Source organism: Streptomyces tibetensis (assembly GCF_007655005.1).
GTDB classification, from domain to species: domain Bacteria; phylum Actinomycetota; class Actinomycetes; order Streptomycetales; family Streptomycetaceae; genus Streptomyces; species Streptomyces tibetensis.
Genome location: NZ_SZVW01000042.1, coordinates 1 through 13,952, shown reverse-complemented (window position 1 = coordinate 13,952; position 13,952 = coordinate 1). Strand labels below are relative to the sequence as shown.

At 71.5% G+C, this 13,952-nt stretch carries 11 protein-coding genes; 7 read left to right on the top strand and 4 right to left on the bottom strand.

The genetic code is table 11. The annotated features are described in order from the left end of the window. From FDO69_RS40670 to ccrA, 6 genes are all read left to right on the top strand, one after another. Window positions 1-1,537 (top strand): thioesterase domain-containing protein (locus tag FDO69_RS40670; protein WP_150136890.1); only part of this gene is annotated, 1,537 nt, incomplete at its 5' end. Further along, window positions 1,524-2,240, top strand: a complete 717-nt coding sequence (locus FDO69_RS40665) for a class I SAM-dependent DNA methyltransferase (protein ID WP_104789238.1) — start codon at window positions 1,524-1,526, stop codon at window positions 2,238-2,240. The genes FDO69_RS40670 and FDO69_RS40665, both read left to right, overlap by 14 nt. 35 nt (window positions 2,241-2,275) lie before the next feature. Then, entirely contained in the window at window positions 2,276-2,521 is a 246-nt protein-coding gene (locus FDO69_RS40660) for a hypothetical protein (RefSeq protein ID WP_138430307.1), read from the top strand. Window positions 2,522-2,531: 10 nt separating this feature from the next. After that, window positions 2,532-3,635 (top strand): cytochrome P450 family protein, encoded by a 1,104-nt coding sequence (locus FDO69_RS40655; protein WP_104789232.1) that lies wholly within the window; start codon window positions 2,532-2,534, stop codon window positions 3,633-3,635. Between the two features lie 41 nt (window positions 3,636-3,676). Then, complete coding sequence (locus FDO69_RS40650; protein ID WP_104789229.1) at window positions 3,677-4,966, top strand: activator-dependent family glycosyltransferase; 1,290 nt, start codon at window positions 3,677-3,679, stop codon at window positions 4,964-4,966. A gap of 70 nt (window positions 4,967-5,036) precedes the next feature. Further along, window positions 5,037-6,368 (top strand): crotonyl-CoA carboxylase/reductase, encoded by a 1,332-nt coding sequence (gene ccrA, locus FDO69_RS40645; protein ID WP_104789241.1) that lies wholly within the window; start codon window positions 5,037-5,039, stop codon window positions 6,366-6,368. 196 nt (window positions 6,369-6,564) lie between these two features. Here ccrA and FDO69_RS40640 read toward each other — a convergent pair whose 3' ends face one another. Both FDO69_RS40640 and FDO69_RS40635 read right to left on the bottom strand, forming a co-directional pair. Then, window positions 6,565-7,230: an O-methyltransferase gene (locus FDO69_RS40640; RefSeq protein ID WP_104789227.1), complete on the bottom strand. Its 666-nt coding sequence runs from the start codon at window positions 7,228-7,230 to the stop codon at window positions 6,565-6,567. 3 nt (window positions 7,231-7,233) lie between these two features. After that, entirely contained in the window at window positions 7,234-8,403 is a 1,170-nt protein-coding gene (locus tag FDO69_RS40635; protein ID WP_159030701.1) for an acyltransferase family protein, read from the bottom strand. A gap of 184 nt (window positions 8,404-8,587) precedes the next feature. Between FDO69_RS40635 and FDO69_RS40630 the strand changes: the two genes are divergently transcribed. Beyond that, on the top strand, window positions 8,588-9,823 hold the full coding sequence (locus tag FDO69_RS40630; protein WP_104789222.1) for a cytochrome P450 family protein: 1,236 nt from the start codon (window positions 8,588-8,590) through the stop codon (window positions 9,821-9,823). A gap of 56 nt (window positions 9,824-9,879) precedes the next feature. On the opposite strand, the gene car(A) is transcribed toward FDO69_RS40630, so the two are convergent. Both car(A) and hflX read right to left on the bottom strand, forming a co-directional pair. Continuing rightward, on the bottom strand, window positions 9,880-11,535 hold the full coding sequence (gene car(A), locus FDO69_RS40625; protein WP_104789220.1) for an ABC-F type ribosomal protection protein Car(A): 1,656 nt from the start codon (window positions 11,533-11,535) through the stop codon (window positions 9,880-9,882). Between the two features lie 460 nt (window positions 11,536-11,995). Next, window positions 11,996-13,441, bottom strand: coding sequence for a GTPase HflX (hflX, locus tag FDO69_RS40620; RefSeq protein ID WP_104789218.1), 1,446 nt, complete (start codon window positions 13,439-13,441; stop codon window positions 11,996-11,998). Window positions 13,442-13,952: the final 511 nt, after the last annotated feature.

The following is a 13,952-nucleotide window of genomic DNA, read 5'->3' as shown; positions in this document are numbered from 1 at the left end:
CGCCCTCGCCCACCACACCCACACCCACGGCCACCCCACCACCTCCATCGCCTGGGGGGTCTGGGGCGGGAAGGGCATGGTCGAACTCGCCCCGGAGGGCTATCTGGAGCGCCAGGGGGTGCGGCCGCTGCGGCCGGAAACGGCGCTGGCCGCGCTGCAGCAGGCCCTCGACCACCGCGACGTCAACGTGACCGTCGCCGACCTCGACTGGGACCGGTTCGCGCCCACCCTGACGGCGAGGCGTCCCAGCCCGCTGATCAGCGACATCCCGCAGGTCCGCGCGGTGCGCCCGGCCGCCCGGCGCGGTGGCGCGCAGCCCACTGCGGCGGACGGCGGCCGGGCCGTGCCGCGCCTGGGGCGGGCGCGGCCCGAGGAGCGGCGCGGGCTCGCGCTGCACCTGGTGCGGGCGCTGGCCGCGGGTGTGCTCGGTCATTCGGGGGCGGAGGGGGTGGACGCGCGGGCCTCCTTCCGTGATCTCGGCTTCGACTCGCTGGCCGCGGTCAGTCTGCGCGACGGGCTGGCCGAGGCGACCGGGCTGGAGCTGCCCGCCGGTGTGGTGTTCGACCACGAGGACCCGGTTGCGCTGGCGGATTACCTGTCCGAGCTGGCCGGGCGTGCGGCCGGCGGCGCGTCCGGGTCACCCGCGCAACCGGAGGGCACGCTGCTCGCCGCCCTGCGTACGGCCGTCGCCCGGGGCCGGGCCGAGGAAGCGGTGTCCCTGATGGCCGGACTGGCCCGGTTCAGGCCCCTCTTCACCGGCGGCGAACGCCCGGGCGGGCTGGCGGCGCCGGTGGGTCTGGCGACCGGGACCGCGCGGCCGCGGCTGTACTGCTGTGCCGGCACGGCCGCCACGTCCAGCCCGCGGGAGTACGCGCATTTCGCGGATGCCCTGCGCGGGCGCCGGGAGGTGAGCGTCCTGCCGCTGCCCGGCTTCGGCGATCCGGCCGAGCCGCTGCCCGCGTCGCTGGAGGCGCTGCTCGCCGACCGGGCCGATGCGCTGCTGGAGCACTGCGGGGGCGAGCCGTTCGCCCTCGCGGGCCACTCCGCCGGCGCGAACGTCGCGCACGCCCTCGCCGCGTATCTGGAGTCGCGCGGCAGCGGTCCGGCGGCGGTCGTCCTGATGGACATGTACTTCCCCGACGATCCCGGCGCGATGGGCGTGTGGCGGGAGGACCTGCTGCGCTGGTCGCTGGAGCGCAGCGCGGTGCCGCTCGCGGAGCACCGGCTGACAGCCATGGCCGGGTACCACCGGCTGCTGCTCGGCGCCCGGTTCACCGCGCTGCGCGCGCCCGTGCTGCTGGCGCGGGCCTCGCAGCCGCTCGTCGAGTGGAGCGGCGACGGCGGCCCGGACGGCTGGCGGTCCGCGGTGGCGGGGGTCACGAGCGTCACCGACGTGCCCGGCAACCACTTCACCATGCTCACCGAGCACGCGGCGGACACGGCCTTCGCGGTCCACGACTGGCTGGCGTCCACCGTCGGTGACACCCACGACAACCCCACCGAGTGCGCCCCGGAGGACGCTGATGTACACCGATGAGATCGCGGCCGTCTACGACCTGGTGCACGAGGGGAAGGGCAAGGACTACCGGCGTGAGGCGCAGGAGATCGCCGCCCTGGTGCGGGCCGAGCGGGCGGACGCCGGGTCGCTGCTCGACGTGGCCTGCGGGACCGGTCAGCACCTGCGTCACCTCGCCGGTTGCTTCGACCATGTGGAGGGTGTGGAGCTGTCGCCGGGCATGCTCGCCCTGGCGGCGCGCCGCAACCCCGGCGTGCCGCTGCACCAGGGCGACATGCGCACGTTCGGGCTGGGCCGGCACTTCGACGCGGTGGTGTGCATGTTCAGTTCCATCGGTCACCTGCGTGACACCGGTGAACTCGACGCGACGCTGGAGCGTTTCGCTGCGCACCTCGGCCCGGGCGGCGTGATCCTCGTCGAACCCTGGTGGTTTCCCGAGTCGTTCACGCCCGGTCACATCGGGGCGAGTCTCACCGAGGCCGGTGACCGCACGATATGCCGGATGTCGCACTCCGTGCGGGAGGGCGATGCCACCCGGATCGAGGTGCGCTACCTCATCGCGCACCCGGTGGACGGTGTCCGCGTCCTGTCCGAGAGTCACCGGATCACCCTGTTCGAGCAGTCCGCGTACGAGCGGGCCTTCGAACGCGCCGGTTGCCAGGTGCGGTATCTGGACCGCAGCGGCATCGGCCGGCCGGGCCTGTTCATCGGAACGTGCCGCTGAACGGCGTGCGGCACCGAACCAGCAAGGGAGGAGCCATGTCCGCCAGCACCGCCGAGGCCTCGGCCGCCCGGCCGGAGGAGATCCGCGAATTCGGCCGCCGGCTGCAACTGACCCGCGCGGGGATCTGGTTCGCGGGCAACCAGGGTGACCCGTACGCGATGATCCTGCGCGCCACCGATGACGACAGCACCCCCTTCGAGGAGCGGATCCGCGCTCCGCGAATTCGGCCGCCGGCTGCAACTGACCCGCGCGGGGATCTGGTTCGCGGGCAACCAGGGTGACCCGTACGCGATGATCCTGCGCGCCACCGATGACGACAGCACCCCCTTCGAGGAGCGGATCCGCGCGCACGGCCCGTGGTTTCGCAGCGACCTGCTCGGCGCCTGGGTCACGGCGGACCGGGCCGTGACGGACCGGGTGCTGAGCGATCCCCGTTTCGGCACCCTCGACCGTGCGGGGCACCGCCCGGACGCCGGCCTGCTGCCGATCGCCCCCGAGTTCCCCGAGTACGAGCGCCCGGAACTCGCCCGCCTGCAGGCCCTGGCCGCTCCGGCACTGAGCGGCGCCGCCCTGCTCGGCGCCGAACAGGGCGAGGCGCACGCGCGGGTCGGTGGCCTCCTGCCCGCCGGCGGTGGCGCGTTCGATCTGGTCGGCGATGTCGTGCGGCCCTACATCGGGGAGCTGGTGCTGCGCCTCCTGGGCGCCGCAGAGGGCGAGCGGGTGCAGGCGGTCGGTCCGCTCACCCGGTGCGGGCCCCAGCTGGATGCCCGGTTCACCCCGCAGACGCTGGCCGTGGCACGGGACTCCGCCGCGGCGGTGCGGGAGGTGGCCGCGCTGGTGCGCGAACTGGTCGCCCGCGAGGTTGCCAGGGGCGCGGGCCGGCCGGCCGGTCTCGTCGCAGCGCTGCTGGGCCGGGGCGTCGCGCCCTGGGACGTCGAACGCATCGGCCTGATCCTCGCCCTCGGCGCGCCGGAACCCGCCGTGACGGTCGTGGCGAACACCGTGCGGGCGCTGCTGAGCGGCGGGGGGGACTGGGCGGGCGCCCGCCGCACCCCGGCGGCGTCGGCTGCTGTGGGCCGCACGCTGCTCGCGTGGCCGCCCACCCGCCTGGAGCGCCGGGTCGCCCACGAGGACGTCCGCCTGGGGGGCCGTGGCATCCGCGCCGACGACCAGGTGGTGGTGCTGGCCCCGGGCGCACCGAACGCTCTCGGGCAGGTGCCCCGCACCGGGCCGCACCTCGGCCTTGCGCTGCCGCTCGTAGGGCTGGCCGCCACGGCCGCCGTGTCGGCCCTGGCGCGCGCGCTGCCGGGTCTGAAGAGCGCGGGCCCGGTGCTGATGCGCCCGCGCTCACCGGTCGTACGCTCCTACGCCCGTTTCCCCGTCTGCGCGCACTGAGCCCCACGCCACCGTCCGCCCTCGCACGAAGGGGAGCCTTGATGCGAGTCCTTTTGACCTCGCTCGCGCACAACACACACTTCTACAGTCTCGTGCCGCTGGCCTGGGCGTTGCGCGCGGCCGGGCACGAGGTGCGGGTGGCCAGCCCGCCCTCGCTCACCGAGGTCATCACCAGCGCCGGCCTGGCCGCCGTCCCCGTCGGCGACGACCGGCCGGCCGTCGAGCTGCTGGCGGAGATGGGCAGCGACCTGGTGCCCTACAACAAGGGTCTGGAGTTCACCGAGGACGGCCCGGCCCAGGAGGCCGGCTGGGAGTATCTGCTGGGCCAGCAGACGCTGATGTCGGCCTTCTGTTTCGCTCCGTTCAACGGTGCGGCGACCATGGACGAAGTCGTCGACTTCGCCCGCGTCTGGCGCCCCGACCTCGTCGTGTGGGAGCCCTGGACGTACGCCGGCCCGGTCGCCGCCCGTGCCTGCGGTGCCGCGCACGCCCGCATCCTGTGGGGCCCCGACGCGATCGGGCGTTCTCGCAGACGCTTCCTCGAAGCGCTCCGCGAGGTCCCGGCGGAGCTGCGTGAGGACCCCATCGCGGAGTGGCTCGGCTGGACCCTGGAGCGGTACGGGTGCGCGTATGACGAGGGGGACGTGCTCGGCCACTGGGTGATCGACCCGGGCCCGCGCAGCACCCGGCTGGACGTGGGGCAGACCACCGTGCCCATGCGGTATGTCCCCTACAACGGGCGCTCGGTGGTCGAGCCCTGGCTCCTGCGCACGCCCGAGCGTCCCCGGATCTGCCTCACCCTGGGCACCTCGGCCCGCGAGACCTACGGCCGCGACGCGGTTTCCTTCCCGACGCTGCTGGAGTCGCTGGGCCGGCTCGACATGGAGGTGGTGGCCACCCTCGACCGCTCCCAGCGCGAGCGGTTGGGCCGTCTGCCCGACAACATCGTGCCGGTGGACTTCGTCCCGCTGGACGCGCTGCTGCCCAGCTGTGCCGCGATCATCCATCATGGCGGGGCGGGCACCTGGTCCACGGCCCTGCTGCACGGTGTGCCGCAGTTGGTGGTGCCGTCCCTGTGGGACGCGCCGCTCAAGGCGCAGCAGTTGCAGCGTCTGTCGGCCGGTTTCCACCTGCCGCCGGCGCAGCTCACCGTCCACGCGCTGACCGAGGCGGTGCGTACGGCGGTGGAGGATCCCTCGATCCGGGCGGGCGCGCGCCGGCTGCGTGCGGAGATGCTCGCCGACCCCACGCCCGCCGGGATCGTCCCGATCCTGGAACGCCTCACCGCCGAACACGCCGGACCGCAGGAGCACCGGGCGGCGGTGGTGTGACCACGGGCCCGGCCGCATTTTTCGTCCACCGACCGATCGGAGCGCACCCGTGAAGCCCGTGAACCCCGCCATGACCGAGCTGCTCGCCACGATCACCGCGCCCGGCCGCACCGCCGCCGATGTCGCCGCGCTGCGGCTGCCCGAGTCCTACCGGGCGGTGACCGTGCGCAAGGAGGACGCCGGCATGTTCGACGGTATGAGCAGCGCGGCCAAGGATCCGCGTAAGTCCCTGCACGTGGAGGAGGTGCCGCTGCCCCGGCTGGGGCCGGGGGAGGCGCTGGTTGCGGTGATGGCCAGTTCGGTCAACTACAACACCGTCTGGTCGTCGATCTTCGAGCCGCTGCCCACCTTTGGTTTCCTCCAGCGGTACGGCCGTACCTCACCTCTGGCCGCGCGCCACGACCTGCCCTACCACGTACTCGGCTCGGACCTGGCCGGTGTGGTGCTGCGCACCGGGCCGGGGGTGCACGCCTGGCGGCCCGGTGACGAGGTCGTCGCGCACTGCCTGTCCGTCGAGCTGGAGAGTCCCGAGGGCCATGGCGACACCATGCTCGACCCGGAGCAGCGGATCTGGGGGTTCGAGACGAACTTCGGCGGGCTGGCGGAGATCGCGCTGGTGAAGTCCAATCAGCTGATGCCCAAACCCGGGCATCTGTCCTGGGAGGAGGCCGCGGCTCCCGGTCTGGTGAACTCCACCGCCTACCGGCAGCTGGTCTCCCGCAACGGCGCCGCCATGAAACAGGGCGACAACGTGCTGATCTGGGGTGCGAGCGGCGGACTGGGCAGTTATGCCACCCAGTTGGCGCTCGCCGGCGGGGCGAGCCCCGTCTGTGTCGTCTCCTCCCCGCACAAGGCCGAGGTCTGCCGGCGGATGGGCGCCGAGCTGATCATCGACCGCAGCGCGGAGGACTACCGCTTCTGGAAGGACGAACACACGCAGGACCCCAGGCAGTGGAAGCGGTTGGGCGCGCGCATCCGTGAGCTGACCGGGGGCGAGGACGTCGACATCGTCTTCGAGCATCCGGGCCGCGAGACCTTCGGCGCCTCCGTGTATGTCACGCGCAAGGGCGGCACCGTCGTGACCTGTGCGTCCACCTCGGGTTTCGAGCACCAGTACGACAACCGCTATCTGTGGATGTCGCTGAAGCGGATCGTGGGCACCCACTTCGCCAACTACCGCGAGGCGTGGGAGGCCAACCGGCTCATCGCCAAGGGCCTCATCCATCCGACGCTGTCGCGCACCCATCCCCTGCAGGACACCGCGCGCGCGGTCTTCGAGGTGCACCGCAACCTCCACCTGGGCAAGGTCGGCATCCTGTGCCTGGCTCCCGGGGAAGGGCTCGGTGTGCGCGACCACGAGCTGCGCGAGCGCCATCTTGCGGCCATCAACCGATTCCGCTGAGGCAAGGGCCCGGGGCAGACGGTGGTGCCCACCGCCCTGGCGGCGGTGGGCACTGACGGCGCCGTGGTTGCGCGTGGCGGCGGTGGGCACTGACGGCGCCGTGGTTGCGCGTGGTGGCGGTGGGCCGGTCCCTCCCGGCGGCGTGCCGCTCACTCCCGGCGGCCTGCCGGCGGCGTGCCGGTCACCGGCGTGCCGGTCACTCCCGGCGGCGTGCCAGGGTGATGCCGTCGGCCATGGTGAGCAGGGCGAGGTCCACCCGCTCGTCGTGGAGCAGCCGTTCGTTGAGCTCGCGCACGGCGAGGGTGTCGGGATCCTTGGAGCGCGGGTCGGCCACCCGGCCGAGGAAGAGGGTGTTGTCCAGGGCCAGCAGCCCGCCGGGGCGGACCAGGGCGAGGGCCTGTTCGCAGTAGTGCGGGTAGCCGGCCTTGTCCGCGTCGATGAACACCAGGTCGAAGAAGTTGTCGCCTTCGTGTGCGCGCAGCTCGGCCAGGGTCCTTGCGGCGTCGCCGATGCGAAGGTCGATGCGGTCGGCGACGCCCGCCCGCTGCCAGAACGGGGCGCCGGCGCCGGGCCACCGGTCGGTGATGTCGCAGGTGACGATCCGGCCGCCGGGTGGCAGCGCCCGGGCCATGCACAGCGTGCTGTACCCGGTGAACGTGCCGATCTCCAGGATGTGAGCGGCGCCCGTGAGCCGGATCAGCAGGGCCAGGAGCTGGGCCTCCTCCGGCATGATCTGCATGGCGCGTCCGCCCGGCAGGGCCGCCGTCAACTCCCGCAGCTCGCGCAGCACGGCGTCCTCGCGCAGCGAGACGCTCCTGGCGTATTGCAGCAGTGCCGGACTGAGAGCGCTCTGGTCGGCCACGTGTCATGCCCTTTCCAGCGGAGTGCGGTGCGGGCGGCCGCCGGAGCCGGGAGCCGGCCCCTGCGCAGGGCGCCGGCCGCGCATCAGGGTCATGCAGGGCCGCTCGACGCAGGTGTGCAGGAGGGCACTGGCGGCGATCGTGACGGCCAGTGCCGCCACGGTGATGCCGAGCGCCGCGGGGGTGTCCCACTGCCGGGCGTATCCCTGCTCGCCGCCCAGGAGCCGGTGCCCGTAGCGGATGATCAGGAAGTGGATCAGGTAGAAGGCGTACGACCACTCGCCCAGCCTGAGAAGCACGGGCGCGCGCAGTCCCGTGCGGCGCCCGCGCAGATCGCCGTCGGCCGCGGCGGCGATCAGCAGGGCGATGGGGACGACGGTGGTGGCGGTGAGGGTGAACATCGGCGGCACCACCTGGTTGAGCGCGAACGCGCCGCCCAGCAGCAGCGCGGCCGTGCCCGTGGTCGGTCCCCGCCACGTCCCCTCGCGCCGGATCAGCGCCAGCACGATGCCCAGGAGGAACTCCAGCATCCGCACGGGCGGGAACCAGTACGTGAACCACATGTCCCGCAGCGGCATCCCGGGAACGACCTCTGCGCTGTCGGGCAGCAGCCGGGCCACGAACGGCATGCACATCACGGCCAGCGCCAGCCCGGCCGCGTACCACCACAGCCGGCGCACCCGTATCCGGCGCAGCAGCCGGTACCACAACGGAAACGTCAGATAGAAGGCCATTTCGCAGGACAGTGACCAGCTCGGGGTGTTGAATCCCGAGACGATGTACGCGTCCGGCAGCCATGAATGCACCAGCAGCAGGTTGGGCACCATGCCGTCGAACGTCGAACCGCCCGGCAGTACCGGTTCGGAGAGACTGAAGATGATGACGCCCGCAATGCAGAAGGTGACGAAATGCAGCGGGTAGATCTTGGCGAACCTGCGCCGCCAGAAGCTTCTGACGGAGTCGCCGTCCCGGGCCGACCACGTCAGCACATAGCCGCTCAGCACGAAGAAGAGGGAGACCGCGAGCGAGCCGAGCGACGTGAGGTGCCCCAGAAACGACGCCACGTCCGGGTCGGCGAAGATGCCCTGCTGGGCGATATGGCAGACGAATACGGAAAGCGCCGCGAACCAGCGCAGCCCGGTCAGTGAGGGTAGGCGCTCGACGCGCGACTGCATCGATCCTTGTTCCTTCCGCTGAAAAATGGGGCCCGGTCGTCGGCCGGGACCGGGCGCGCCCATCCTGGATTCCGGGTATTTCCGGCGGCAACCCAAAGGTGACACAGTCAGGCCCGCTTTCCTTTCCCGGCACCGGTGTCCGGCTGACACTGTGGTGACGGTTGTTCACAGGAGGGCAGTGACGATGACAGCTTTGAATCTGATGGATCCCGAGGTGCTGCGCGATCCGTTCGGCACCTACGCCAAAATCAGGGCCCAGGCACCGCTGGTGCGGGCCTCGTACCCGTGGGGCGCCGTCCAGTGGCTCGCGACCCGGTACAGCGACGTCAAGGCGGTACTGTCCGACCCCCGGCTGGTGAACAACCCCGCGAACGTCCCACAGATGAACCTGCCCCATCCCTACGAGCAGGCCCTGGGCGACGGCGGCATCCCCCAGGCCTACGCGCGCTACCTGGTGGGCAGCATCCTGTCCCAGGACGGTCCCGGCCATCTGCGGTTACGTCGGCTGTCCTCGCGGGCCTTCACCGTGCGGCGGGTCAATGACCTGCGGCCGCGGGTGACAAAGCTGGCGCACCGGTTGCTGGCCTCGCTGCCCGACCGGGCGCAGGACGGTGTGATCGACCTTCTCGAGGACTTCTCCTATCCGCTGTCCATCGACGTCATCTGCGAGATCGTCGGCATCCCGGAAGAAGCCCGGGAACAATGGCACACCTGGGGTTCGGCCTTCTACAGCATGGACCCCGCAGTGATCGGGCCCGCGGTACGCGGCATGGCCGACCATCTCCACCAGGTCATCGAGCAGCGCCGGGCCACGCCCACCGGTGATCTCCTCACCGGCCTGACGCAGGCCGAGGACGAGCAGGGCGAGCCGCTGACCGACGAGGAAATCGCCACGCTCGTCCTGACCTTCGTCACCGCCGGCAACGAGACCACCGCCCACCTCATCGGCAACGGGGTCGTGGCGCTGCTGACCCACCCCGGCCAGCTCGCCCTGCTGCGCTCGAAGCGGCAGCTGCTGCCCCAGGCGGTCGACGAACTGATGCGCTGGTGCACACCCGTCCAGGTCACCCAGCCGCGCTATGCCACCGAAGACCTCGACATCGGCGGCGTCACCGTGGGCAAGGGCGAGCAGGTGGTGGCGGTGATCGGCGCCGCCGGGCACGACCCGGACCGCTTCCCCGACCCCGAGCGGTTCGACATCACCCGCAACCGCCGCGCACCGCACGAGGCACACGTCGGCTTCGGCTTCGGCCCGCACTACTGCCTGGGCGCCGCCCTGGCACACCAGGAGACGGCCATCGCCCTGGACACCCTCTTCGACCGCTTCGGCGGCCTCTGTCTCGCCGTGGCGCCCTCCGCCCTTGAACGGCAGCCTTTCCCGGGAGCATGGCGTCTGAAGAGCCTGCCGGTGCGCCTGTGAACCCTGCGGAGGGACGGGCCCCCTGGCACCCGTCCCTCCGGCGACCGCCCGGGCGGTCAGGCGGCGGTGAACTCGGCGACGTGCCCGTCCCGCAGCGTCAGATGGGCGCCGTTGAAACGCGAGCGCATGCGCCGGTCGTGGGTGACGACGACGACCGTGCCCTGATAACCGGTCAGCGCCTCCTCCAGTTCCTCCACCAGCGCGGGCGAGAGATGGTTGGTGGGCTCGTCCAGCAGCAGCAGGTCCACCGGCTCCGTCACCAGCCGGGCGAGCTCGATGCGGCGCCGCTGCCCATAGGACAGATCCTGCACACGCTGGCGCAGGTCGTCCGGGCTGAACAGTCCCAAAGACAGCAGCGCCTCGGTGTGCTCGTCGATGTCACCTGCCCGTCCGCTGCTGAACGCCTGAAGCACCGTCATCCCCGCCCGCCACGGCGTCTGTTCCTGCCTCAGGTGTCCCACCCGGCCCGACACCAGCAGCGATCCGCTGTCGGGTTGAAGCTCCCCGGCCAGCACCCGCAGCAGCGTCGTCTTGCCCGCCCCGTTGGGGCCGGTGACCAGCAGCCGTTCACCGGGCCCCAGGCGCAGAAAGTCCACGCTGAGCCGGTCGCCGACCCTGACGCCGGTCAGTTCGGCCACCGTCTGCTGCGACGGCGCGGCCTCGGTGGTGATCTCCGCGGTGAAGGTGAGCGGCTCGGGCGGCGGCGCGATGGGGTTCTCGGTCAGCCGCGCGACGCGTTCCTTGGCATTGCGGATCCGCACCATCGCCCCGTGACCCCGCCCGCGCATCCGGAACTGGCCGGCACCGAAGACAGCGAAGGGCAGCTTGCGCGGAATGGCATCCAGACGCGCCACATTGGACGCGATCAGATCGCGGCTGCGGTCCAGTTCGGCACGCCACTGCTCATACTCCAGCAGCCTGCGCTGGCGCTCCGCCGCCTTGGCCGCCAGATACCCCTCGTAGCCGTTGCCGTACCGCATCACCTGGCCGGAGTCGATCTCCAGGATCGTGGTGGTGAGCCGGCCCAGGAAGAGCCGGTCGTGCGTGACCGCCACCACCGTGCCTTTGTGCTTGCGCAGGTGTTCCTCCAGCCAGCCCACGGCCCGGTCGTCCAGGTCGTTGGTCGGCTCGTCCAGCAGCAGCAGTTCGGGCTCCGAAGCCAGCGTCGCCGCCAGGGCCAGCCGCGAGCGCTCACCACCCGACAACGTGCCCAGCCGCCGGCCGCGCTCCAGCCCGGGCAGCCCCAGCCCGTGCAGCGCGATCTCCACCCGGGAATCGGCCTCGTAGCCACCGCGCGCCTGGTAGCGGTCCACCAGCGCCGCGTAACGCTCCAGCAGGCCGGCCAGTTCCCGGTCCTGGCCCGTCTGGTAGGGCCGCTCGGCCAGCTCGGCCTCGGCCCGGCGCATGCCCTCCTCCAGCTCCCTGAGGTCGGCCAGGGCCAGATCGACGGCGTCCTGGACCGTGGCCTGCGGCGCCAGCTCCAGTGTCTGGGCCAGATAGCCCACGCCACCGGGCGCGACCACCGTCACCGCACCGTTGTCCGGCTGTTCCCGCCCCGCGATGAGCTTGATCAGCGTGGACTTGCCCGATCCGTTGTCCCCGATGACACCGACCTTCTCACCCGGCTTGATGGTGAAACCGATCCGGTCCAGTACGACGTGGTCCTGATAACGCTTGGTGATGTCATGCAGAGCGAGTTGCGCTGTCGACACGCAGAAGTCCTCCTGATCTGGGTGAATGAAGTCGCCGCACACACAGCCCACCGCCGGACGAACGCAGACGGTCCACAACCCGCACCGCCACAAGCGGTTCCGTCCGGCGACAACACGCGCATGACGAAGAAATCGCAGCGCGTTTCGTCCCCATAGGCGTGCGCGGCCCGGCACGATGCCGGAAGCCGATCCCGGCGCCCTGACACCCCCGGCAACCGGCCCGGCCCCGCCCAGGCGGGAAGGCCCGCCCGGCCCAGGCGGGAAGCCCGGCCCAGGCGGGGAGCCCGGCCCAGGCGGGAAGGCCCGCCCGGCCCGGGTGGGAAGGCCCGCCCGGCCCGGGTGGGAAGGCCCGCCCGGCCCAGGCGCACGGCCCAGGCAGGAAGCCCGGCCCGGGTGGGAAGGCCCGCCCGGCCCGGGCCGGGCGCAAGGGCCGGCCCGGGCTGCGGCCCTTGCGCCCGGGTCACGGCTGGGGGCAGGCCCGCAGAGCGGCCGCCAGCTCCGGCCCCACCCGCGCCTTCAGCAAGGTGCCCTGTTCGGTGTGCTCGGCGGACAGCACCTCACCCTCCGAGTGAGCCCGGGAAACAAGGCCGCCCTGGCTGTAGGGCACCATGGCCTCGACCTCCACCTCCGGACGCGGCAGCAGGACATCGATGAAGTCCCGCAGCGCCTCGATACCCTCCCCGGTCCGCGCGGACACCGCGATCGAGTCCTGCTCGGCGGCCAGCAGCCGCGCCAGCACCTCCGGGTCGGCGACCTCCGCCTTGTTGACGACCACGACCTCCCTGATCCCACCCGCACCGACCTCCGCCAAAACCTCCCGCACAGAAGCCAGCTGCGCCTCCGGCTCCGGGTGCGAGCCGTCCACCACATGCAGCACCAGATGCGCATCCCCCACCTCATCGATGGTCGAGCGGAACGCCTCGACGAGGTGATGCGGAAGATGCCGCACGAAACCCACGGTGTCGGCAATGGTGTAGGGCCGGCCGCTCGGAGTCTGCGCGCGGCGCACCGTCGTGTCCAAGGTGGCGAACAGCGCGTTCTCCACCAGCACCCCGGCGCCGGTCAACCGGTTGAGCAGAGAAGACTTCCCGGCGTTGGTATACCCCGCAAGCGCAACCGACAGCACCCTGTTACGCCGGCGCTCCTCACGCTTGATGTCCCGCCCCGTCTTCAACTGGGCGATCTCACGACGGAGTCTGGCCATCCGCTCATGAATCTGCCGCCGGTCGGTCTCGATCTTCGTCTCGCCCGGCCCGCGGGTCGCCATACCGCCCCCGCCACCACCACCCATCTGCCGGGACATCGACTGACCCCAGCCACGCAGCCTGGGCAGCATGTACTCCATCTGAGCCAGCGCCACCTGCGCCTTGCCCTCACGGGACTTCGCGTGCTGCGCGAAAATATCCAGGATCAACGCCGTGCGGTCCACGACCTTGACACCCACGACCTCCTCCAGATGAACCAGCTGACTCGGGCTGAGTTCACCGTCACACACGACCGTGTCAGCACCGGCCTGCGCGACGATCTCCCCCAGCTCCACCGCCTTACCCGACCCGATATAAGTCGCCGGGTCAGGCTTGTGCCGCCTCTGGATGACCCCGTCACACACCACAGCACCCGCCGTCTGCGCCAGCGCGGCCAGCTCCGCCAGCGAAGCCTCAGCCTCATCAGCGCTGCCGGACACCCACACCCCGACCAGCACGACACGCTCCAGACGGACCTTGCGGTACTCGACCTCCGACACATCAGCCAGCTCGGTGGACAACCCCGCCACCCGCCGCAACGCGGCCCGCTCCTCACGATCGAACTGCTCACCATCAACACCGCCGGCGCCCGCCACCAGCTGTTCCTCCATCAAAGCGTCCGCCCGCAGCCGAGAAGCGCCAAAACCATCAGAATGCGTCATGTGAGTCCTTTCTCAGGCAGGGACCACCGGCACAGCCCGGCACAAACGCGCTGCAGGCTCGCTCTGACACTGGCAGCCCCCACCGGTCACGTGAATCGCTGACCCAGCCCTCACACCCACCCCGACACACAAACCCAGGGACAGCGCGAAACCCACCCGACCCGCCACACAAAGAGAACGGACAAGGACAGGACAAGACAGAGCCAGGCCAAAGGCCGGAAAAGAGAGGGGAGAGGTGAACACCATCGGCAACAACGCACGGGCATACCAGCAGCACACCCCGCAAGCCCCGCCCGCAGACACATCCCGCAGGAAGGCTCAACCCAGGGCCGCTTGGGGCTTCGCACCCAGCGCCGCGTCACAGAAGATCAATGCCGAATCTCACACGCCTCCCACCGTAGTCGATTCTCCCCCCGGCCGCACCCACCATTCCCGGACGGCGAAAACCAGTCACAACAACCCGCCCACAGACAGCGACCCGCCCCGCCACCGCACCACCACCACCGCCACC

What these genes read in the sequence shown, in the direction of transcription:
- FDO69_RS40665 (WP_104789238.1), top strand. Translation starts at nt 1,524, where the DNA reads ATGTACACCGATGAGATCGCGGCCGTCTACGACCTGGTGCACGAGGGG.
- FDO69_RS40660 (WP_138430307.1), top strand. Translation starts at nt 2,276, where the DNA reads ATGTCCGCCAGCACCGCCGAGGCCTCGGCCGCCCGGCCGGAGGAGATC.
- FDO69_RS40655 (WP_104789232.1), top strand. Translation starts at nt 2,532, where the DNA reads ATGATCCTGCGCGCCACCGATGACGACAGCACCCCCTTCGAGGAGCGG.
- FDO69_RS40650 (WP_104789229.1), top strand. Translation starts at nt 3,677, where the DNA reads ATGCGAGTCCTTTTGACCTCGCTCGCGCACAACACACACTTCTACAGT.
- ccrA (WP_104789241.1), top strand. Translation starts at nt 5,037, where the DNA reads ATGACCGAGCTGCTCGCCACGATCACCGCGCCCGGCCGCACCGCCGCC.
- FDO69_RS40635 (WP_159030701.1), bottom strand. Translation starts at nt 8,403, where the DNA reads ATGCAGTCGCGCGTCGAGCGCCTACCCTCACTGACCGGGCTGCGCTGG.
- FDO69_RS40630 (WP_104789222.1), top strand. Translation starts at nt 8,588, where the DNA reads ATGACAGCTTTGAATCTGATGGATCCCGAGGTGCTGCGCGATCCGTTC.
- hflX (WP_104789218.1), bottom strand. Translation starts at nt 13,441, where the DNA reads ATGACGCATTCTGATGGTTTTGGCGCTTCTCGGCTGCGGGCGGACGCT.